The organism is Methylobacterium fujisawaense (assembly GCF_039619325.1).
Lineage (GTDB): Bacteria > Pseudomonadota > Alphaproteobacteria > Rhizobiales > Beijerinckiaceae > Methylobacterium > Methylobacterium fujisawaense.
Map to the genome: position 1 here is coordinate 3,151,601 of NZ_CP155000.1, position 22,056 is coordinate 3,173,656.

At 65.9% G+C, this 22,056-nt stretch carries 19 protein-coding genes; 9 read left to right on the forward strand and 10 right to left on the reverse strand.

The window, feature by feature from the left end:
* The first annotated feature begins 53 nt into the window (after positions 1–53).
* Positions 54–686 carry a tyrosine-type recombinase/integrase gene (locus tag ABC766_RS15015; RefSeq protein ID WP_345822580.1) on the forward strand — a complete coding sequence of 211 codons (633 nt, stop codon included), beginning with the start codon at positions 54–56 and terminating at the stop codon, positions 684–686.
* 140 nt (positions 687–826) lie between these two features.
* Here ABC766_RS15015 and ABC766_RS15020 read toward each other — a convergent pair whose 3' ends face one another.
* The 6 genes from ABC766_RS15020 to ABC766_RS15045 form a co-directional block, all read right to left on the reverse strand.
* Positions 827–949: a hypothetical protein gene (locus ABC766_RS15020; protein ID WP_345822581.1), complete on the reverse strand. Its 123-nt coding sequence runs from the start codon at positions 947–949 to the stop codon at positions 827–829.
* Between the two features lie 80 nt (positions 950–1,029).
* Positions 1,030–2,214, reverse strand: coding sequence for a DUF3095 domain-containing protein (locus ABC766_RS15025; RefSeq protein WP_345822582.1), 1,185 nt, complete (start codon positions 2,212–2,214; stop codon positions 1,030–1,032).
* A gap of 413 nt (positions 2,215–2,627) precedes the next feature.
* Positions 2,628–2,972, reverse strand: coding sequence for a hypothetical protein (locus ABC766_RS15030; RefSeq protein WP_342145613.1), 345 nt, complete (start codon positions 2,970–2,972; stop codon positions 2,628–2,630).
* A gap of 100 nt (positions 2,973–3,072) precedes the next feature.
* The gene (locus ABC766_RS15035) at positions 3,073–4,944 is read right to left on the reverse strand and encodes an adenylate/guanylate cyclase domain-containing protein (protein WP_342145468.1); all 1,872 of its coding nucleotides are present in this window, start codon (positions 4,942–4,944) and stop codon (positions 3,073–3,075) included.
* 14 nt (positions 4,945–4,958) lie between these two features.
* Positions 4,959–5,480, reverse strand: coding sequence for a FecR domain-containing protein (locus tag ABC766_RS15040; RefSeq protein WP_345822583.1), 522 nt, complete (start codon positions 5,478–5,480; stop codon positions 4,959–4,961).
* A 22-nt stretch (positions 5,481–5,502) separates the two neighbouring features.
* Positions 5,503–6,183 (reverse strand): Crp/Fnr family transcriptional regulator, encoded by a 681-nt coding sequence (locus ABC766_RS15045; RefSeq protein ID WP_342145466.1) that lies wholly within the window; start codon positions 6,181–6,183, stop codon positions 5,503–5,505.
* 643 nt (positions 6,184–6,826) lie between these two features.
* On the opposite strand from ABC766_RS15045, the gene ABC766_RS15050 reads away from it, so the two are divergent.
* Positions 6,827–8,440, forward strand: coding sequence for a GMC family oxidoreductase (locus tag ABC766_RS15050; protein ID WP_287090218.1), 1,614 nt, complete (start codon positions 6,827–6,829; stop codon positions 8,438–8,440).
* A 142-nt stretch (positions 8,441–8,582) separates the two neighbouring features.
* Entirely contained in the window at positions 8,583–9,419 is an 837-nt protein-coding gene (locus tag ABC766_RS15055; RefSeq protein WP_342145465.1) for a class I SAM-dependent methyltransferase, read from the forward strand.
* 326 nt (positions 9,420–9,745) lie between these two features.
* On the opposite strand, the gene ABC766_RS15060 is transcribed toward ABC766_RS15055, so the two are convergent.
* The gene (locus tag ABC766_RS15060; RefSeq protein WP_345822584.1) at positions 9,746–11,119 is read right to left on the reverse strand and encodes an IS1182 family transposase; all 1,374 of its coding nucleotides are present in this window, start codon (positions 11,117–11,119) and stop codon (positions 9,746–9,748) included.
* 239 nt (positions 11,120–11,358) lie between these two features.
* Here ABC766_RS15060 and ABC766_RS15065 point away from each other — a divergent pair, with 239 nt between their 5' ends.
* Together ABC766_RS15065 and ABC766_RS15070 are read left to right on the forward strand one after the other, a co-directional pair.
* Positions 11,359–13,704: a TonB-dependent siderophore receptor gene (locus ABC766_RS15065; protein ID WP_425287652.1), complete on the forward strand. Its 2,346-nt coding sequence runs from the start codon at positions 11,359–11,361 to the stop codon at positions 13,702–13,704.
* Between the two features lie 10 nt (positions 13,705–13,714).
* Positions 13,715–15,283 (forward strand): PepSY-associated TM helix domain-containing protein, encoded by a 1,569-nt coding sequence (locus tag ABC766_RS15070; protein WP_345822585.1) that lies wholly within the window; start codon positions 13,715–13,717, stop codon positions 15,281–15,283.
* A 264-nt stretch (positions 15,284–15,547) separates the two neighbouring features.
* Here ABC766_RS15070 and ABC766_RS15075 read toward each other — a convergent pair whose 3' ends face one another.
* Positions 15,548–15,793 (reverse strand): hypothetical protein, encoded by a 246-nt coding sequence (locus ABC766_RS15075; RefSeq protein ID WP_345822586.1) that lies wholly within the window; start codon positions 15,791–15,793, stop codon positions 15,548–15,550.
* A 251-nt stretch (positions 15,794–16,044) separates the two neighbouring features.
* Between ABC766_RS15075 and ABC766_RS15080 the strand changes: the two genes are divergently transcribed.
* The 4 genes from ABC766_RS15080 to ABC766_RS15095 all read left to right on the forward strand — a co-directional run bounded on the left by ABC766_RS15080 (position 16,045) and on the right by ABC766_RS15095 (position 19,965).
* Positions 16,045–16,491, forward strand: coding sequence for a hypothetical protein (locus tag ABC766_RS15080; RefSeq protein ID WP_342145323.1), 447 nt, complete (start codon positions 16,045–16,047; stop codon positions 16,489–16,491).
* Between the two features lie 181 nt (positions 16,492–16,672).
* Positions 16,673–17,041 carry a hypothetical protein gene (locus ABC766_RS15085; protein ID WP_345822587.1) on the forward strand — a complete coding sequence of 123 codons (369 nt, stop codon included), beginning with the start codon at positions 16,673–16,675 and terminating at the stop codon, positions 17,039–17,041.
* A gap of 792 nt (positions 17,042–17,833) precedes the next feature.
* A complete protein-coding gene (locus ABC766_RS15090) occupies positions 17,834–19,621 on the forward strand; it encodes a sensor histidine kinase (protein ID WP_345822588.1) in 1,788 nt (595 codons plus the stop codon).
* 68 nt (positions 19,622–19,689) lie between these two features.
* Positions 19,690–19,965 (forward strand): hypothetical protein, encoded by a 276-nt coding sequence (locus ABC766_RS15095; protein WP_345822590.1) that lies wholly within the window; start codon positions 19,690–19,692, stop codon positions 19,963–19,965.
* Here the strand turns inward: ABC766_RS15095 and istB are convergent.
* Positions 19,962–20,750: an IS21-like element helper ATPase IstB gene (istB, locus tag ABC766_RS15100; RefSeq protein ID WP_127991182.1), complete on the reverse strand. Its 789-nt coding sequence runs from the start codon at positions 20,748–20,750 to the stop codon at positions 19,962–19,964. The genes ABC766_RS15095 and istB overlap by 4 nt on opposite strands.
* Positions 20,750–22,048 (reverse strand): IS21 family transposase, encoded by a 1,299-nt coding sequence (gene istA / locus ABC766_RS15105; RefSeq protein WP_427902312.1) that lies wholly within the window; start codon positions 22,046–22,048, stop codon positions 20,750–20,752. The genes istB and istA overlap by 1 nt, the downstream gene beginning before the upstream one ends.
* Positions 22,049–22,056: the final 8 nt, after the last annotated feature.

Sequence of the window (22,056 nt, forward strand, 5' to 3'; positions counted from 1 at the left end):
TTGGTTCGGGTGTCTCCTCGCCTCGCCGGCATGAGCCGGCGAGGAGACAGACGATGGGACACTCAGCACACGATCCGGCCACGAAAGGGCGGCCGGCCTGGAACGCTGGCCGCAAGCTCGGCGCCAAACGAGCCCTCAAACCTCAGCAGGTCTGGGCCATCCGATTCTGGCTCGACCGCGAACGGCGTACACGCGACCGGGCATTGTTCGACCTTGCCATCGACAGCAAGCTGCGCGGCTGCGACATCGTCAAGCTTAAGATCGGTGAGCTCGTCAGCGGCGGTCGCGTCCGTAGCCGCGCCATCGTAATCCAGCGCAAGACCGGTCGACCAGTGCAGTTCGAATTGCTCGAACCTGCACGTACCAGCATTCTCGCATGGTTAGAGGCCAGGGGTGGAACGCTCGAGGACTATGCCTTTCCGAGCCGGCTCGACGGCGTCACACACATCAGCACTCGGCAGTATGCTCGCTTGGTCGATGAGTGGGTCAGGGGCATCGGACTGCGCAGCGAGGACTTCGGAACCCATTCCCTGCGTCGCACGAAGGCGTCGTTGATCTACAAGCGGACGGGCAACCTGCGTGCCGTCCAGATCTTGCTCGGTCACACCAAGATCGAGAGCACGGTCAGGTACCTCGGTGTGGACGTCGAAGATGCTCTGACGCTGTCCGAAGGAACTGAGATTTGAGCGTTCGGCCCCTCGGCTTCTGCGTCGAGGGGCTTCGAGACCAGCTCAGCAGCAATGCGCCCATCCCGGTCATTCAGCGTGTTTCGAGAACGCCCCGAAGCGGACATCCCTTCCGCAAAGATCCCAGGCCGGAGAAGCACCTACACGGTGAAGATTTTCGCGCCTTCCACCGGTCGCCGCTCGCAGGCAGCGGCACCGATCAGGCTGGCGCCGACCGCGAAGGTCCCGTCATCGACCAAACGCTCGCCGGTGCGGTGCTGCACAGTGATCCTGAACGCCGCTCGAGGTAGGTCGTCCCGAGCGCCCGCGCTTCATCCGGCAGCAGCCACGCTTCACAGCCCCCTCACGGGCTGGTCGGCACCACGGCCCCGACGCTTGCCGCCCGAGCCTTCAGCCTTGCGGCGGCCGCGGCGTAGCCTCCGCCAGCGCCATCGATGAAGTGCATGTGCCCGCGGCCGGGCACCGGAGGGCTGATGCAGGTCAACTGCGCAGCCAACTGCCGTTCCAGCCCGAAATGGCAGATCCCCCGCGCCTCCGCACCGGCGAGCTGCGCCTCCAGCTGATCCGCGAAGGCCTCTGTGCAGTCCAGCGTCATCCGCAGCGCATCATCGTATTTGCGGAAGTCCGTATTCCCGACGATCTCGTGCCGAAGCGCGGCCGGATCGAACCCTCCCACCCGCAAGCCGATGCGGTAGATCAGGTATTCGGGGATCGATCGTGCCACGAGGCGAAGCTTGCGCCAGAGGCGGCTCCGACGGGAGCCCGGCATGGCGCGCAGCTCAAGATCCAGGCCCGCCCACGGTCCGTGCATCTGCGGTCCCTTCTCCTGCATCGGATGTGCGACCGCGGCACTGATCTCCACACTGTGCAGGATTTCTTGCACGAGTTGCCGGAAGGCCGGCGCGTCGCCGCTGTGCTGCGGCACGAGCATGAGCGAGAGAATCAACGCGTGGCGGGGACGGATTGCCTGCCAGCGGCAGGAGAGGCCGGTCAGGTCGGGCTGGCTGCCGGGCTCAGCCGGTGCGACGGCATAGTCGCCGGCCTTCATGGCGGTCTCTGCCCAGGGCAGGCCGCCTCCGCTGAACATGGCATAGGAAACGTGAGCACTGGGCGCGTAGCGCGCGACGCGCACGTCGAGCCCGCGATCGCGCACGGCTGAGACCGGTACCAGAGCGGTGCGCAACTCGAGCTGCAGCGCCTCGCGGACCCAGACGGCCGTTGCGGCCAGCGCTTCTCTGGCGGCGTCTACGTCTTCCGGGGCAATCGCGAAGCTTGCCCCGTCGCCTGCAAAGACGAACGGGAACGCGCGCCGGCCGAGCGCATTCGAAACGGCCGCGATGATGGCTGCGCCGGCCGCATTGACCGCCTTGTAGCGGCCGAGCCCGATCTGCTGCTGAGAGCCGACGACATCGGTCACACCCAGCCACCAGGTCGTGGGAAGCGGCCGATAGAGGCCTGGATCCATGAGGCTGGAGAAGGCGGTAAACTGGGGCAGGCTCGCATAGAAATCAGGGGTCGTGCGGCCCATTGCGGGTTCGATTGGCTCCTCTGCACGTCCCGATGTCCTCGTCGCCGTCATCGCCCTGCTCCCCGGCACAGCCTCGGACGCGCGGCGCGCCCGGAACGCGGCACCAACATCTTCCTTGGTGGGACCACCATCACCACGGTCGCGTGCACGCCTTCAAGCGAACGCGCTGCGGCGGCGACAAACTCGCGACCGCTCCGCTCCGCGCTGCCGCTCGGCTCATGTCTCATGCGGTTGCGGTTTGACTTTCGATATTCGGGCGGCGTCTTCGGGACGAATGGGTCCGAGGTGCCGGCTCCCATCCCGTCGTCACGGCAAGCGGTGGTGTGACGACGTCGGCCAACCGGCCGCCGCTGCGGGTGCAGCGGCGGCTGGTCGCGCACCGGGGCCTCAATCAGCCGAAGACGGATGCTCCGTCAGCTGCAGACGCGCTCGTGTCCGAAGAACAAGGGGTTGTAGACGACGCGGCAATCCCTGAAATCCGACCTCAGGAAGTAGCCACCCGTGGGATAATTCCAGTCGAACCCGCCGAAGTGCCGACGGTAGCCACGGTGGTGGAAGTATCGATGGTGGCCGAACCCGCCGTTTCCGAAGCGACCGTACCCGAATCCGCGATGGCCGAAGCCGCCGTGATGGCCGAAGCCGCCGTGACCGAACCCGCCGTGGCCGAACCCGCGGGCATCGGCGCTGGCGGCACCGCCGGCCAGTGTCGCGAGCGCGAGACCTGCGACCATCATCGTCTTCGTCGAAGTCGTCTTCATCGTGCTTCTCCCTGTTGGGGTGACAGCACTCTGCGCCCGACGATGGCCGGCCGCTGTGACCGCGGTCACAGAGGCCCGGAAACGCGGCGTGGCGCAGGATCTATGGCAGCCGCGCAGGTTCGCGCGTCAACCAAACCGCGATGGGTTGGGACCGTCCGCGGATGGAAGCCGTCCGCCGCTCGTCGAAGAGGCCGGCCGGCTCAACGATGCCGGCAGCCGTCAGGAGATCGGCGCTGACGGCGAGGCGGGCCTTGGCCTCCGACGCCACGGCCAGCAGGCGGCTCGCGACGTTGACGGTATCGCCCGTCGCCGTGACCTGCTGATTGGTGTCGCTGCCGAGGCGCGAGAGGATCGCCGGTCCGGAATGCGCGCCGATCCGCACGTCGAGCGCCCGTCCGGCGCCTGCCAGTTCGGGATCGCGCGCGATCCAGTCGCGGGTCCGGACGACGAGATCGCCGGCCGCCCGCACGGCGTTTTCGGCCTGCGCGGGATCGGGGTCCAGGGCGCCGAACACGACCATCGCGCCGTCGCCCATGAAGTTGACGACGAGGCCTTTGTGCGACGAGGCGGTCTCGTCCACGAGATCGTGGAACGTCTTGAGGAGGGCGCGGGTGCGGACCGGGCCCAGGCGCTCACTCTGGCCGGTGAAGCCGGTCAGATCGATGAAGAGCACCGGGATCTCGCGCGTGAGGGGTGCGGCCAGATAGGTCGGGTCCCAGGCGAGCCGTTCCGCGAGCGCGGCGGGTTGAAGTCGGCGCAGGGCCTGCTCCGATCGCGCGAGCCTCAGGCCCTGTCGGCGATCCAGCGTCTGGCGGGCCACCGCGCACAGGAGCGTCGGCAGGCCAGCGGCTGCGAGCGGCAGGGCGGCGCTCATCCAGATGCCCTGGCTGAAGGCGACGGTGCCCAGAGCGAACCAGGCGGCCAGCAGGAGGAGTACGAGGATGGCCGCTGGGAGCGGTGGGGCCAGCGCGATCAGGAGCACGGCGGCGCCCGCGAGAATCCCGGCCGCCACCCCGTCGAGCCGCCGAACGCGCGCATCGCGCACGAGTCCGTCGCCCGCGGTCAGATGGGCGATGCCGGTCGCCAGCAGTTCGACGCCGGGCATCACGGGATCGAACGCCGTCGCAAAGGTGTCGCTGCCCCCGAGTGCCGTCGCGCCGATCACCACGACACGGTCCGCCAGAGCGGCGACAGGTGCCGTCCCATCGAGAAGTGCGGCGGCGCTCAAGGTCTGGATCGTGCGCCGCGGCCCGTAGGGACGGAGCGGAAGATGATAGCCGAGGTCGAGCCGGATGACGGCAGACCCGATCCGTACCTGTCCCTCGCTCAGAACCGGATCGCTTCGGGCGGCCAGGGCCGCTGTGCGCAGGACGAAAGCGGCCGCAACGCCCTCGTCCGTCCGGGCAACGAGGGGAAGGTGCCGCGGCACGCCGGCGGCGTCCTCGGACAGGTTGACGAGGCCCGACAGCGCGGCCGCGCCGATCACCGGGATCGGGCGATGCACGGCGGTGGTGACCGGGATGCCCCCTTCGTTCGTGGCCTCGTCGAAGACGGCTGCCGCCGCCAGGACGGCGGGCACCTTGCGGAGGGCGGCGGCGAGGGCATGATCCGCCTCGGGCTGGCGCCCGTCTTCGAGGAACAGGACATCGACGGCGAGCGCACGGGGGTGGGCCGCGGCAATCGTTTCGATCAGCCGCGCCATCGTCGTGCGCGAGATGGGAAAGCCTCCTTCCCGGCGGACGATTTCGTCGTCGATGGCGACGATCGCGACATCTTTGGGCGGCGTGCGTGGACCGGCCACGCGCATGCGCAGGTCCGTCGCCGCCGCCTCCAGGTAATCGAGGGGCGTCGCCTGTCCGGCGATGTGCAGGTGCGCGAGCCAGCCGCTCCAACCCAGCGCGGCCACGAACATGAGGAGGGCGAAGCGTCGCTCGGTCCGCCCGGGGCGCGAGATCGACTCAAGCCCCGGCACCGGACCCGCGGCTCTCACCGCCCGAAGCGCTCGAGCAGGCTTCTGACGCGCTCCTGCGGCCACCGTCGCACGTCCAGGGGGGCCTGATCCTCACCGACATCGACGCCCTCACCCGGGCCGAGCGTGACGGACACGCCTGGGGTGTTCCGGCGCGCGACGGCGACGCGTCCGCGAGCCACGAAAACCGCCGTCTTGGCGGTGGTCACATCGACGGCGTAGATCGTGCCGCGCACGGAGGCAATCGCGTGGGGGGTGAGGATCTGGAAGCCGCCCCGGCGCGTGTTCGAGCGCGGCGGCAGGGTCACGAGTACGGCGCTGCCGCCGATCTCCGCTCCCTCGAGCTGCCCGTCGCCGTCCCGATCCACCGGCCGTAACGTGGCCGCTCGCTCGGTTTCGAGCGTGAGCCCGTCGGCGCATCGCAGGATCCGCAGAGGCGGGTCGAAGCGGGTCGTTTCCGTGCAGCGCGTCTGGGCATGGACGGTGACCGGGACGACGACGGCCGCGCATGCGGTCACGACGCGCGCGAGATTCCTCATGGGGTGGATCCCTTCTGCCGCCTCAGAGCCGTGAGGGCGCGCCGAGGGCCGCCAGACGCGGCGCGACCTTCACACGCACGCGTGAGCGCCCCAGATCGATGATGCCGGATCGACGCCAATCCTGAAGGACGCGATTGACGCTTTCCCGCGCCGCGCCAACGTAAGCGGCGAGTTCTTGCTGTGTCACCTGGATTTCTGCGCCGTAATCCTCGGACAGCATAACCAGACGCCGCGCCAGCCGGGCATCGAGGGGAAGGAGCGTCGCCTCCTCCATGCGCTCGCTCATCCAGCGCAACCGTCGGCACAGGAAGCCGATGATCCGCGCCGCCAGGGCCGCGTCGTGCGCCAGGAGTTCGAGGAAGTCCCGCCGGTCGATGACGAAGAGATCCGTCGACTCAAGCGCGATGGCCTCTGCGGTGCGGGCATGGCCATCGAGCAGGGCGATCTCGCCGAAGACATCGCCCGGGCCGAGGAGGTTGAGCGTCACGGACCGGCCGTCCTCGGTGCCGGTGGCGATGCGGATCTGCCCGCGACGGATCGCGTAGAGGGCATCGCCTGGGTCCCCCTTCTGGAAGAGGATCTCGTGACGCGCAACGCTGCGCATCCGGCAAAGGCCGGCGATGGCTTGTAGAGCGTCTTGGCCCAGCTCGGCGAAGAACGCGTTGGCGGCCAAGAGCCCGACAAGCCTGTTCGGCGCGCTCACGACATCCTCTCTCGACTGTGCCGACCCAGGCTCGTGTGCGCTCCGCAGAGTTCTCCGCGGCGCAGCCTGGTGTCAGCATGATGCCGCACCGTGTCGCCTCTGACCGGCGGGCGGGTCCGTGACAAAACTCACAGCCCGGCTGGCCACGCCGTCCCACGAGGACCGGCTATCGGCCAGCGATCGGCGTATGGCCGTCACCGCCGCTCGGGGAGACGCGATCCAGGTCGCCCGCCGAACCTCCGGACGGCCCTCCTCGGTCGGAAGTTCCTAAAGCCAGGATGCGGCTGTGACCGAGGGATCGGTTCGTCCCGAGGCTTTGCAGAAGCCCGGACCAAGACGCATCTCCGTCCGCAAGATCGACGACAATGGCGTGGGGGCGAACCGAGCCTATCACGAGAAGCGCAGCATGCTAGTCCGCGAAGATCTCTGTAACGCATTCGGGATCCGAAGCGAACAGGCCCTCGTGAACTTCATCCCGCGCTTCCGGTGTGACGTCGATCACAGTCGCGGAGGTCGAAGGCATGGAACATCCACCCGAATTCCTGCGACTCAGGATCATTTTTGCGGGACCCGCCGTGTTGGCGGGACAAAACGCTCCGTTCCTCAGCAACGGCAGCGCAGAATTAGAAGGATGTTGCCTATCATGAGTCAGTCTCGTCGCGAGGACCGCGATTCATCCCGGCGCGCGCAGGAAAACCAGCAGCGCCTGGTCGCCGACCTGCGCTCGCAATACGATGTCATCATTTGCGGCGCCGGATCCTCGGGCTCGGTCGTGGCGCGGCGCCTCGCGGAAAATCCCGACCTGCGCGTGCTGCTGATCGAAGCCGGAGGCAGCGACGATGCCGAGACGGTGCTCGACCCTGCACAATGGCCGGCCAACTTGGGCAGCGAGCGGGATTGGGGATTTCAGGCGCAGCCGAACCCGCACCTGAACGGTCGTGCCCTGTCGATGTCGATGGGCAAAGGTCTCGGGGGCGGCTCCAGCATCAACGTGATGGTCTGGGCGCGCGGGCATCGCAGTGACTGGGATTACTTCGCTGCGGAGGCGGGCGATGCCGAGTGGAGTTACGACAACGTCCTCCAGATCTATCGTCGAATCGAGAACTGGCAGGGTTCACCGGATCCGCGGTATCGCGGCGAGTCCGGGCCGGTCTGGGTCCAGCCCGCCTCGGATCCCAGCCCCATCGCACACGCGATGCTCGATGCGGCCCGCGAGGTCGGCATCCCGACCTTCGCGCATCCGAATGGCCAGATGATGGAGGGGCCGGGCGGCGCCTCGATTTCGGACATGCTGGTTCGCGACGGCCGGCGCCAATCGCTTTACCGGGCCTATGTCCACCCTTGGCTCGACCGCCCCAACCTGACGGTCCTCACCGACACGACCGTGCGGCGCGTCCTGATCGAGCAGCGGCGCGCGGTCGGCGTCGAAGTGGTCCGCGCCGGGCAGGTCCTGGAGATCAGAGCCCGGGCCGAGGTGGTGCTGTCCCTGGGCGCCATCCAGACGCCCAAGGTTCTGATGCATTCCGGCATCGGGGACCATGCGGAGCTGACGCGCTTCGGCATCCCGGTGGTGCAGCACCTGCCGGGCGTCGGCCAGAACTTTCAGGACCATGTCTCGTTCGGATGCATCTGGGAGTATGCCGAACCCATCGCCCCCCGTAACAGCGGCAGCGAGGCGACCCTGTATTGGACGAGCCGCCCCGGGCTCGATGCGCCGGACGTGCTCTTCTGCCAGGTCGAATTTCCCGTGCCGAGCGATCGGACCGCGGCGCGCGGTGTGCCGGCGCAGGGCTGGACGATGTTCGCCGGTCTGGCGCGCCCGGCGAGCCGTGGCCGGCTTCGGCTGACGAGTGCCGATTCCGGAGTGCCGTTGGCGATCGAGGCCAACATGATGTCCGATCCCGCGGATCTGACGACGGCCGTCGCCTGCGTGGATCTGTGCCGCGCGCTGGGCAACGCCCAGGCGTTTCGTCCGCATGTCCGCGGAGAGGCCATGCCGGGCGACATCCGGGGAGACGCACTCGAAGACTTCATCCGTGATGCCGCCGTGACCTACTGGCACCAGAGCTGCACGGCCAAGATGGGCCGCGATGCCATGTCGGTGGTCGATGCATCGCTGAACGTCTACGGGATCGACGCTCTGCGCATCGCGGATGCCTCGATCATGCCGCGTGTGACGGCGGGAAACACGCAGGCCCCCTGCGCCATCATCGGCGAGCGGGCGGCACAGATGATCGCTCAGGCGCACGGCCTGTGATCACCCTGCGGGTCTCGGCCCGGCCGGGTTCTGTGGCTGCCGGGTCCGGCTCTTCTGCTTCGGGCGCCACGCCGCGTCGTGGTGAACTTCATTCTGGCGGTCGCCGATGACTTTCCAAGACGTTCAACACACGCTGCGGCAGATGGGCGATGCGGCAAGAGGCCTTGCCGCGATCGGTGCAGCCCTACGCCTGCGGCAGGAGGCGCCGGACATTCATCCCGAGGTCGCGCGCCGGCTGCACGACGTGGTCGCCGCCGTGGTGCCGGGCGGCCTCGGTGACCTTGATCAGGCGCAGGTCTCCGCGTCCCTGGCCTCCGTCACGCACGCCCTGCAGGAGGCGCGGGATCAGTTGGAGTGTCCCGAGCGACCGCCCGTCTGGCAGGTCCGCGATCCTGCGATGTTGCAGGCTCAGGGCCAAGCCTCGCGGGTCGTCGTACGGCGCTTGGCGGCCCTGTCGGCCGACCGCCCGGCGCTCGCGGCCGCCCTCACCGGGCGCTTCCTGGATGTCGGCACGGGTGTGGGCGGCATTGCTCTCGAAGCCGCAGCGCAGTGGCCCTCGCTGCGTGTCGTGGGCCTGGACATCTGGGAGCCGGCCCTCGAACTGGCCCGTGCGAACGTGGCGGCAAGCCCATTCCGCAGCCGTATTGAGCTCCGCCTGCAGGATGTGACCCAGTTCGATAATCCAGCCGGCTACGCGCTGACGTGGCTTCCGGCACCCTTCCTCTCCCAGGACGCGGCTCGGACAGCGCTCGACCGGCTAACGGTCGCCCTTGAGCCGAAGGGATACCTTGTTGTCGGTCTCTACGCTCCGCCTCCGGATCCGGTCGGCGCCGCGCTTGCAGCCCTGCGGCTGGCCCGAAGCGGCGGCCACCTATGGTCGTGTGCTGCGATGGAGGCAGAACTTCGCGCCCGTAAATTTACCGCCATCGAGACTTCTGCGGGACAGCCGGTCACGCTCGTGATGGGACGACGCGCGTAGAACGCTTTCCGTCGAGGCGGTGGCCTGCCGCGACGCGGCGCATCAAGCCGGCCAGTACCGACCGGGTCCAAGGCAGCGCGATCAGGACCGACGATCGGGCGGCTCGAGAGCCGCTGCCGCGTCGCGCCTTTGAATGACTTTCGAAGCCGCGATCCGGTTGATGGGGCGCACCCCGAGGCCTCTGCCTGAACCGCTTCGAGTGTCCGCTCCGGTGCAGTTGGCCCCCCAGAGCGGACCGGCCGCTTACGGCCGATTTCGTTGAGAAACTCGCGGTCGGCCTGGATCGAGGTTTGATCGGGGCTTGGCTGAGGGCCTCCCCCAGCCGATCAGGCTAGGCTCGGCTGCCCCAGCGGGATCAGCTTGGCCAGCTTTCGTAGGTTCTGGGCGGCGGCCGCGAGGTGGAATTCGTCCCGGGCTCCATCCGGCCCCCGCAACCGAAGCCGATCCAGCTTCAGGATCCGCTTGAGGTGGGCAAACAGCATCTCGACCTTCTTGCGCGCCCGCCGCGAGGTACGGCCCGCCTCCGAGGCGCAGATGTCGCGCGCCATCTGCCGGGCGCCCTCATGGATCGAGCGTGGGATCTTGCGGGCGGATGCGTTGGGGCAGCATCGTGGCTTCAGCGCGCAGGCATCGCAGTCGTGCTTGCTCGCGCGGTAGCGCAGCATCCCGTCTGCGTCGACGAGCGGAGGCGGCGACCTGTAGACCTTCTGACGTTGCCGCAGGTGCTTGCCGGCCGGGCAGGTGTAAGCGTCAGCGCCAGGGTCGTAGGTGAAGGCTGATCGGCTGAAGGTGCCGTCGCGGCGCTCAGACTTGTCGAAGACGGGGATGTGCGGCTCGATGCCCTGCTCGTGGACGAGCCAGCCCAGCATCGCGGCCGATCCGTAACCGCTGTCGCCGGCGAGCCGTGCCGGGTAGAGGTCGAAGCGCTCGCGCGAGCGCACGATCATGCGCTTGGCGGCTGTGACCTCGGCCTGCCGGATCGCGGTGGTCGGCTCGACGTCCACGATGACCGCGTGGTCGAGGTCGATCAGGTAGTTGGCCGCGTAGGCGAAGTCGGCCAGCCCGCCGTCCGCGCCCGTCCAGCGCGCAGCCGGGTCGGCGGGGGAGACGAGCTTGGGCACGACCGGCGTCGCAGCCCCGAACGCGGCGTCGTCGAGCACAGCCAAGTACTCCCGGGCGGCGCGGCTGACGGTCTCGGGTGGCAGGCCGTTCGTACCCTCGACACCCTTCTGCCGGTTGGCATCGGCCTTGATCAGGCTGGCGTCGACCGCGAAGCCCTCGCCGCCCACGAGCCCCTCGGCGATGCAGCGGGTGAGCACGGTCTCGAACAAGCGGCGCAGCAGGTCGCTGTCGCGGAGGCGGCCCTGACGGTTCTTGGAGAAGGTCGAATGGTCCGGCACCCGGCCGTCGAGCCCGAGCCGGCAGAACCAGCGATAAGCGAGGTTGAGGTGGACCTCGTCGCACAGGCGGCGCTCGGAGCGGATGCCGAAGCAGTAGCCGATGAGCAGCATGCGGATCATCAACTCAGGGTCGACCGAGGGCCGGCCCGTCGTGCTGTAGAAGGGCCGCAGGTGCGCACGCAGATCCGACAGGTCAACGAACCGATCAATGGCGCGCAGCAGATGGTCGACGGGGACGTGGGTATCGAGCGAGAACTCGTAGAACAGGGCACCCTGCTCGACTTGCCGAGGTCCCATCATCTGCTTCGGTCTCCGTCTATCGACAGGAGTGAACCACCTCACGACTACCGCCGCAACACCCGAGCTTTTCAACAGAATCGGCCGAAAGCGGCCGCAATGTCCCTGATCTTCATTAGATCAATGACAATGTACGTTCATTCACACTGTGTCTGAAGGAACACAGACTCATCACGGGACCGTGATTAGAAAGAAGTACTTGATCGTCGATGTGTCGATCCGTGCACTTTAGAGTCTTTACAATGCGTCATTTAGGGCCCGGCCGCTTCACGTCCGGGCGTGCGCTTCACATAAAGCGTTGCTCATTCGGATCCTTGCTATCAACGACTTGCGCACTGTGCTGGATAGGCACTGCCGCCGCACAGCAATTACCGGCTTCCGATGTTGAGCTCTCTGAACTCAGCGTGATGGGAGAATCAAGCGGGCGCACCTTGAACGGCAATCTGTATGGACGCGGCGGTCCGACTGGCCCAGTCCCGGGTTACGTCGCAAGTCGCAGCACGGTCGGCACGAAGACCGACACGCCCATTCTGGAGACGGCGCAGTCGGTGTCGGTCATCGGGCGACAGCAGATCGAGGATCAGAACGCGCTGACCATCAATCAGGCGCTGCGCTACACCCCGAGCGTCACCACCGAGCAGCGGGGCGGTGCCGGCTCGACCCGCCTGGAGCAGTTCTTCATCCGCGGCTTCTCCGCCCCGATTTTCCTGGACAATATGGCGCTACCAACCAGCCGCGACGCCTTCCCCACCGTCGATCCCTACCGGCTGGAGCGGGTCGACATCATCAAGGGGCCGGCCTCGGTGCTCTACGGGCAGTCTGGCCCAGGTGGCCTCGTCAACCTCGTCTCGAAGGTGCCGCAGTTCGTTCGCCACGGCGAGATTTTCGTCCAGGGCGGCGGCTTCAGCGAGGTGCGCGGTGGTTTCGACGTCGGTGGACCAATCGAGTCCGACATCCCGGGACTTGCCGACCAGTTCGCCTACCGGGTCATCGGCCTCGGGTGGAACGGCGATGGGCCAGCCGTGACCACGAAGGTCGAACGCGCCTTCATCAACCCGAGCCTCACGTGGCGGCCCTCCACCGACACGTCGCTCACAATCCTCGCCAACTACCAGCGCGATCCGTTCTCGGGCTTCTACGGCGGTTTCCCGGCCGTCGGCACGGTATTCCCACGCAACTTCGGCAGCGGCGTCTTCGGCCGGCTGCCGGTGAACTTCTACGACGGCGATCGCAACATCGAGCGCTCCGATCGCACCCAAGCCTCCATCGAGTACCTGTTCGACCACCGTATTTCCGAGAACCTACGCTTCCACTCGGCCGGCCGCTACCTGCGCTCGGAGGGCGACTACCGCAGCGTGTTCACGACCTTCGGCGACGTCAACGGCCCATACACGAGCGGGCCACTCATCGGCCGATCGATCGGCGGCACCCAGGTCGACATCGAAGCCTACACGATGGACAACAACTTCATCGCCAACTTCGACACCGGCCCGATCGCCCACACGGCGCTGCTCGGCGTCGATCACCGGACTTTCAGCACACGGTCGGTCACCGGCCCGTTCCCGGCAACGACGAGCTTGAACGCGCTTGCCCCCGATCATAACCTGCCAATCCGGTTCCCGGCATTCACATCGACGTCGCGGATCGACGCGCAGCAGACCGGCGTGTACTTCCAGGATCAGGCGAAGGTCGACCGCTTCATCCTGACGCTCGGCGGCCGCTACGACACAGCGCGTCAGACCGGTCCGACCCGCACCTTCTCCCCAACGAACAGCCTAGCCATCCAGGACGTGCCGGCTGAAGCCTTCACCGGACGCGCCAGCCTGCTCTACCTCTTCGACAGCGGTGTAGCCCCGTATGTATCCTACAGCGAGGCGTTCGAACCGATCGTCACCGGGCGCATCTTCGACCGGTCCTTTGGGACCGCCGGCCGCATTCCAGACCCGATCTCCAGCAATCAGTACGAAGCAGGTATCAAGTACCAACCCCCCGGCACTGACATCCTGCTGACGACCGCCTTCTTCGACATCCGGCGCTCGAATGCGACCACCACCGATCCAAACAATCCCGGTTTTGTCGTGCAGACCGGAGAGGTCGGGGTGCAAGGCGTCGAGTTCGAGGCGCGGGCGACCATCGCTGAAGGTCTTAGCCTGATCGGTGGCTTCTCTCTCCTCGACATCCGCAACGTCCGCGACACCGGTTTCACCGCGAACGACCTTACCCGCCGGCAAGTGCCGCTCCAGGGCCTGCGACCGGTGCAGGTTCCCGACACGACCGCCTCGCTGTTCGTCGACTACCGCTTCACCGAGGGCCCACTGTTCGGCCTCGGCCTCGGCGGCGGCGTACGCTATCTCGGACCGTCCTGGGGCGACCCGGCCAACACCTTCCAAGTGCCGGAGAGCGTGCTGATCGACGCCGTCGTCTCCTACGACATGAAGCACTTCGATCCGCGGCTGACCGGACTGACGGCGCAGATCAACGTGCAGAACCTGCTCGACGAGCGCTACGTCACCGGCTGCTTCACCTATTCAGGTTGCTACTACGGCCTGCCGCGCACGGTCTATGCGACCCTACGCTATCGCTGGTGAGGTTCGCGCTATGGGCAAGACCTTCCGGCAGTCGATGGCCTGGCTGCACACTTGGTCTGGCCTCGTCGTCGGCTGGATCCTGTTCGCCGTCTTCGTGACTGGCACGGCGAGCTATTATCGGACCGAGATCTCGCAGTGGATGAGGCCTGAACTCCGGTACGGCCGGACATTCGGTCCGGCGGAGCTGGCGGCGGCGGCCGATCGTGGTGTCGCTTATCTGCAGGCGCATGCGCGAGGTGCGCGGACGTGGTTCATCACGCTGCCGCGGCCCGAAATGCCGGTGCTGGAGCTGTTCTGGCGAACGGGTCCCGGGCGTCCTCCGGGCCACATCCTGCTCGATCCAGATACCGGTGCGCTGGCTGCGGTGCGGGAGACGCGGGGCGGAGACTTCCTCTACCGCTTCCACTTCGAACTAAGCCTCCCACCGCTTTGGGGGCGCTGGATCGTCGGCATCTGCGCGATGATCATGCTGGTCGCACTGATCTCGGGCGTCATCACGCACCGGCGCATCTTCGTCGATTTCTTTACGTTTCGGCGGCGCGCCGATCAGCGTGGCTGGCTCGACGCCCACAACGTCACGGGTGTTCTTGCCCTGCCATTCCACCTTATGATCACATACACGGGGCTTATCACCTTATCGGTCATGTACATGCCGTGGGGCTTGAACGCCGCTTACCGGGGCGACACTCAGCGGTATTACGTCGAGTCGGGCCAGATTACCGCTCCGCGCCCGCCGACGGGCTCAGCCGGCGAGCTAGCCCCCGTCGGCCCGATGGTCGTAACAGCCATCAGCAAGATCGCGCAGCCGCTGGAGCGGCTCACGATCGTCAACCCGAGGGACGCGAACTCCACTGTTGTGGCCGTGTTCGAGGAGCCTTACGGCCTATCGCACCAGAATCCGCAGATCGCCTTCAACGGTCCCACCGGTCAGATCGTCGAGATCCGCGCAGGTGACTTGGGGCCGGCGACCGCGACCTTCACCACGATGGTGGGCCTGCACGAGGCGCATTTTGCCGGCCCGGCGCTACGAGCCCTGTTCTTCCTGTCGGGCTTATCAGGCTGCGCCATGGTGGCCACGGGTCTCGTGCTGTGGTCGGTGGCACGACTACCCAAAAAGGCTGCCGCCTCGCCGATACCGTTGGGCCACCGGCTCGTCCACGCGCTCAACGTCGGCACCGTGGCTGGGCTGCCGATCGCGGTGGCGTGCTACTTCCTGGCCAATCGCCTGTTTCCAGTCGCGATGCCCGGACGCTCCGAAGTCGAAGTGCGGTTTTTTTTCGCCGGATGGCTGTCAATGGCCCTCGTAGGCCTGCTCGCCGACGCCCGCCGAGCCTGGATTGTTGGGGTGGCAATGGCCGCCGCCGCATTTTTTGCTATCCCGGCCGTAGACTGCATCACTATCGGGTACAACCTTGTCGCAAGAACGTACGATAGCGATGCGGCGTTCGTAGCATTCGATGCTGCCGCTCTCTTTGTCGGAGCCGGATTTAGTTTCGCCACCTATGTGTTAGTCAACCGCCGAGCGCATCCACAAAATTTTAGGCAATCTGCCTCGCGCGGCGGGATTATAGAGACCTAACCACCAATCTAAATTTGGCACCAACAATTGGGACTGCATTTGTGCGATGGGCGCCCCCGACGTGCCCAATGTCTGCTTACGGGGCTGAACGAAGGCAGCGTTAGCGACCGATATGGGTCGCCAGCGGAATGACCGCGTACGGTGAGTTTCTGCCCGTCCGCTCTCGGACGACGAAGCACGGAATCGGACGCCGTCTCTTTGCCTGCTCCCGACCCGTTGCAGACGATGGCAACGTCCGCTTGCAGGCCTCTCGATGAGGGGGGCCTACGACACGGACGGGTGGTTTTCTGCCCGTCCGCTTCCGGGCGACAATGCAAAATAGCGGAAATGGTCGGCGCGCTTACTCTCGTATGACCCTTGATCCTGACCGTGCAATAATCTCGAACTCAGACCACCGCGTAGGGCCGGTTGACGCATCTGCAACATCGCGGCCACCTCGTCATTTTGCAGCATCGCCTCACCCTGCACCGTCAAAATTGATTCAGCACCCATCGAAATCAAGCCTGACATCACATCTTCCCTGTTCGGGAAAGGGGAAGTTGTCCGTTTCATCGGTTGGAAGAGCTTCTTAGCCCGCCCGATAGCTTAGACGGGGGCCCGAGCGCATGAGCGAGACGCGACGCGAATGATCAGGGTAAGTGATCTCTTATCGAGACCGCACGAAATCCTGACGGCGAATAGAGGCGTCGCCAACGAAGTTGGTCAGCCCTCCGTTAGGTTGTCTAAGATAAGGTCTAGCTATCAATTGATGGGCCTGACTGATGCTCCGTATCGTACTCACCCTAATCGCGGTCTCGATGCCGCTAGCAGCGTCCGCAGCATCGAAAGACGGACACCTAGGCATCGCACAGTTTATGTTCAAAGGGGACAAGGCGTTCGGGTGCGTGAATCCAAATGGTGACCCGATCGACTGCAAGATCACCGAAGACACTACCTTCCAGATATTCCGCTCGCCCGACAACAAGCATGCGCTGGTGTTCGTAACATATCTCCCCGACGCCACCGGCAACGCAGTTCAAAGCGCTGCTATCCTTACCGAAGAAGTTGAAACCGGTTGGGGCGTGAAGCGACAACTTATCAGCGTCGGACAGGACCCATCGAGCATCAAGTTCTCGACGAAGAACGTGACCTTCGTGTCCAAGATCTGGAAATCTAGCGATTCACGGATCAACCCGACGGGCCGCAAAACCTTTTCGCTAGCCTATTGAGCGAAACTCCACTTAACTAACCGACATTCATAATTCATGAAAGAAACAGCAAGTCTCGTCGTGCGTGTAGTATCAGGTTAGAGGCCAACAAGGTATAAATGTGAGGCGCATGTCTTTTAATAACATAGTATCACGTCATATTGGCTCTGTCATTCTAACGATGACTATAATGATACTGCCGATGCCACTCAAAGCGCAAGATAATAGGAAAATTCCTAAATATTATATTGGGACTTGGGCTAAAAGATGCGAAAGCCTGAATGATCCAGTCATCAAAATCGATGCAAACCATGTGATTATTGAAAGTCATGGCAATCGCTATGTGTATAGCGGCGTTGATTTTAGTTATACATATGGCGAAGGAGCCCACGCATCGGGTCGCAATAGCTGGATTTTGGTGAGTAGAGTACCGAATGGCCTGTATGCATTTGTGCTGACAGTGCCAGGTTTTGGAAAGACGGGAGCTATCGTATTCGGAGAAGGGGCCGAGGGCGAAGGGAGTGAGGTCCGCGATCTTTCTGGAGCAAAATTTCGGAGGTGCGGTCGGTAGATCACTCCGGTTGAGCCAGTATGACGTCGGAGCGATCCGTCAGTTGGGCCGCCAGACAGTGGGACCGCACATCTAGATCCCAGCAGCCGGTGACGGCTATTCGGGGGCATGGCTGACGAGCAAACGATTGGATCGCTTTTCAGGTCGAAGACGATCGGCGCCGACGAGCAGAACGCTGCTGTGGACGCCTACCTGGAGGATCCGTCCACGACGTAGTTGTAGTTCGGCAAGGACAACGTCCCACGATTGCTTGGCGCGGCGGTGCTGAACCCTATCCCGCCGACGCTATCTCGATGTGGTCGGTCGCAAGAAGTGGCTGGGGCTATGTCATATCGAATGCAGCCGTCGTTCGGAAGCAGACGAGCAGGAACCACCCCGAGCCGGAGTTGCCGCCGAGATGACGAACGGCCGCTTTGGAGAAGCGCCGACGGCGGTCCGCGTGACCGAGATGGGTCGATAGGAGGCCGTCCGCTTTTGCGGCGATATTGCTCCGAAGCAGACCGGCCGTTTACGGCCAGACCCAGTCGCTTGAGCGAGAGCCTCTGAACGACTGGGTCGGGTGGCTTTCCGCCAATCCGCTTCAGGATGGGGGGCCGTAGAAGCGGACATCGGCCGCGAGCCTGCTCACCCCTGTAAGCAGCCCGACGGCGTGTCGACGACGAAGGGGCACTTCCAGCGGCCGAAACAGGCCGGCAAACTGGCGAACCTGCCGTGGGGCGGTACAGTTGCCGGCATGAGAGATCACGCCAGGAGCCCGAAGCAATGACGGATTGGCCCTACAGAGGCAGCGAGATGGCGAGGCTCATCCGCACGCTCGAGTGGGCCTCGACGCCGCTTGGACCGATCGAGTGCTGGCCACAGTCGTTGCGCACCGTCGTGGATCTCGTGTTGGCGATGCCGAGCCCTGCGACGATCCTCTGGGGGCCACAACACGTTCAGATCTACAACGATGCCTACATCCCCATCGCCAGAGACCGGCATCCCGCACTCCTCGGTCGACCTGTCGCAGAAGGTTGGCCGGACGCTTATGACACCGTGATCGCGCCGCTGGTGGACCATGCTCAGGCCGGGCGAGCGACACGGCTCACCGACTTCATGGTCCCGCTTGAAGGGCGGGATGGTCGGCTAGAGGAGCGCGTCTTCGACACCGACTGGTCACCGGTTCGCGACGAGATCGGCGGGATCGCAGGTTCGCTCCAGACGCTATTCGAGGTGACTGACCGCTTCAAGGCACAGGCGGCCATACGCGAGAGCGAGGCGCGCCATCGCCTGTTGATTGGGAGCTGGGCGCAGGCGGTGTGGGAGACCGATGCTGCAGGCGTCGTTACTACCGACAGCCCGAGTTGGCGTACCTATACCGGCCAGACGTTAGAGGCGTGGCTCGGCTACGGTTGGCTGGACGCCATCCATCCTGACGACCGGGCTTCTGCCGAACGGCATTGGTGTGAGGCCATTGCAGCGCATGGGCTCGTCGATGCCGAGTTCCGCCTTCGCGCTCCTGATGGCGGGTGGCGCTGGACCAACATCCGTGCCGCCCCAGTACCCAGGGCCGACGGAACGATCGAGAAATGGGTCGGCTTGAACATCGACGTCGAAGCCCGCAAGGGGGCCGAGGCAGCGCTGCGCGAAAGCGAGGAGCGGTTCCGCGGTCTGGTCGAAGGGTTCGGTCAGTTCAGCTGGGAAGCGTCGGCTGATGGGCTCATCGAGGTCGATAGTCCGGGTTGGCGCGCGTTCACCAGCCAGAGCCTGGACGCTTGGCTCGGTCTCGGCTGGCTCAACGCTGTTCACTCCGATGATCGGGATCTCACCGCGGCGAAGTGGCAGCGGGCCGTAGCATCGCGAACCGCGGTCGATCACGAGTACCGCCTGTGGCATGCCCCGACCACGTCGTGGCGGTGGTCGAACGTCCGCGCCGTGCCGATCACGAATGCGGACGGATCAATCCGCAAATGGTCGGGCATGAACATCGACGTCACCGACCGCCACAAGCTGCTGGCGCGCCAGGAAGTTCTGGTCAACGAGCTTCAGCATCGGGCGCGCAACCTCCTCGCCGTCATCAGGTCCATAGCGTACCGCACGGTGGGGCGAGGCGGGTCGGTCGAAGCCTTTGAGGTGCGGCTGCAAGCGCTCAGCCGCGCCCAGGGACTGCTCAGCCAATCCGGCAGCGATCAGGTCGAGGTCGGTGCGCTGGTCCGGGCCGAGTTGGCCGCACATGGGGAAAGCGGATCTCAGCGCGCGACGATCTCAGGACCGGAGGTCTTCCTGACCGCCCGGCAGGTGCAAAATTTCGCCCTCGCGCTGCACGAACTGGCGACCAACGCCCTCAAGTATGGCGCGCTGCGCGACGGCGCTGGCCATCTCTGCGTAACCTGGCAGGTGATATGCGACCGACGCGAGCATCGCCGCTTGGAGCTTAGCTGGATCGAGAGCGGCGTCGCCATCGAGACCGATCAGGTCACACGGCGCGGCTACGGCACGGAGCTGATCCAGGATGCGCTGGCCTACGCACTGGAAGCCACGGTCGATTACGCGCTTGGCGCGGATGGCGTCCGCTGCCGGATCGAGATGCCGGTCTCCTGATCTGGCGCAAGGCAGGACTGTCCATGAGTGACGAGCCTAGCCCACGCGTCACGTGTCCCGGAGCACCAGTGTCCAACGCCGCCCGACCGCTCTCCCACCGGCGCATCCTCGTCGTCGAGGACGAGTACCTTATCGCTATGGATGTGAAGCGCTGGCTGATGGCAGCTGGAGCTACGGTTGTCGGGCCGGTGCCGAGCGTAGAGCGAGCCCTCGGCTTGATTGAGGAAGGCTATATCGACGCGGCGGTGCTCGACATCAACCTCGGCGAGAGATTTCAAGCGACAACCGGAACTGACCCCTTCGCGTCACGAGGATCTGACCCCCATGCCGGTTTCCTCGCCTAGACGGGCGTGGGGTTGGGGACGATAGCGGCCCTCTGTAGAAGTCCGCTGCGACGCTTCTCGCGCAGGCGGTAGCTGTCACCGCGGATGGTGACGACGTGGCTATGGTGCAGCAGCCGGTCGAGGATGGCGGTGGCCACCACCGCGTCCCCGAACACGCTGCCCCACTCGCCCACCGCCCGGTTCGAGGTCACCAGCATCGCGCCGCGCTCGTAGCGGCGACTGACGAGCTGGAAGAACAGGTGCGCGGCATCCGGCTCGAACGGCAGGTAGCCGAGCTCATCGATGATCAGCAGCTTCGGCTTGGCATAGTGCGTCAGCCGCTCCTCCAGCCGCCCCTCGGCGTGCGCCTTGGCCAACTGCGCCACGAGCGTCGTGGCTGGGGTGAACAACACGCCGTAGCCGGCCACGATCGCCGCACGCCCGATCGCCACCGCCAGATGCGTCTTGCCCACCCCGGGTGGTCCGAGGAGCAGCACCGCCTCACCGTTGGCGATGAAGCGGCCGGTGGCGATCTCGCGGATCTGCGCCTTGTCCAACGAGGGCTGTGCGCCGAAGTCGAAGCCGGTCAGGTCGCGCACGAACGGGAAGCGGGCCAGCCCGAAGGCCATGTCGATGCGCCGCTGATCGCGCCGGGCGATCTCCCGCTCGCAGAACAGCGTCAGCGCCTCGCGGATCGTCAGTTCGCCCCGGCCGGCCTCGTCGATCAGGCTGTCGAGTTGGTCACGCATGGCCGTCAGCTTCAGGCGGTCGAGCAGTACGGTGAGGTGATCGTGTTCCTCGCTCATCAGAAGCCTCCCCCGGCGACAGCCTCGTACTCGGCGAGCGGACGCAGCAGTTCCGGCGTCGCCACGAGAGGAGGCGGGTCGCGCCGATGAGCCGGTCGCTCACGGCTACCCACGAGCCCGGCCAGATGAGCGTCGTCGACCGCACGGCCGTGACGTCCCTTCAGTTCGGCATGCGCGGCGACCTCCCGTCCGCCGTGGTGGACGCGCACCACCGCTCCGCTCACGGTGACCCGCACCCGCTCACCGATCAGCCGCCAGGGTACCGAGTAAGCGTTGCCGTCGACCGCAACCGCGCAGTCCGCTCCGACCCGGCGCACGAGATCGCGCGCGGCGGAAAACGGCGGCACGCCCGCGAGCGGCCGTAGCGCCCGAGCCTCGTCGCGGGCGAACCGCTCGCCCGGCGCCTCGCCGGTCGTGCCGTGCACGCGCCGGTCGGCGACGTCCCGCGTCCAGGCATCGAGATGCGCCTCCAGGGCTGCGAAGCTCGCGAAGCGGCGGCCGGCCACGGCATTGTTCTTGACGTAGCCGACGCCGCGCTCGTCCTTGCCCTTCGTGCGCGCCCGGTACGGGGCGCAGGCCCGCACCCGGAAGCCCCAGTGGCGGGAGAAGGCGTGCAGGCGCGGGTGCAGGACGACCTCGCGGCTCACAGGGTCGTGGTGCAAGACCAGGGCGCGAGCGTTGTCGAGCAACACCTCGTGTGGCACGCCGCCGAAAGCCCGGAAAGCGCTCTCCAGCCCGGCGAACCAGTCCTCCTGCCGTTCGTGGCCGAAGGCACGCACGTGCAGGCGGCGCGAGTAGCCGAGCGTCGCTACGAACAGGGAGACCCGAGTCGGCACGCCGCCGATCTCGACGCGCCGTTCGCCAAAGTCGATTTGCATCTGCTCGCCCGGCCGCGTCTCGAACCGCACGCTCGCCCGCGCGGCGATCACCAGATCCCGCCGCAACGGCGCGACCGCCCGCTCCACCGTGCGCAGGCTGACGTGGATGCCCTTCTCGGTCGCCAGATCCTGGCGCACGACGTCGGCGTTGCCCGCATGCTGCCGGAAGCGTTCGACCAGCCAGTCCGCCAAGCCGTCGAGCTGCTTCGAGCGCGAGGGCGTCGCGCAGGGGCGCCAATCCCCCCGTCGCAGCCACTGCTTCACCGTGTTCTTCGAACAGCCAAGCTCGGCTGCGATCCGCTTCGCGCCCCAGCCGAGCGCCTGCAGCCGCATCATCGCCGACACGTCGTCCGGCGTCTTCATCTCGGCCCTCCACGGATCGTCCATCCGCGTCAGAGCCTGAGCCTCGTTCCTGATCATCTCGACCT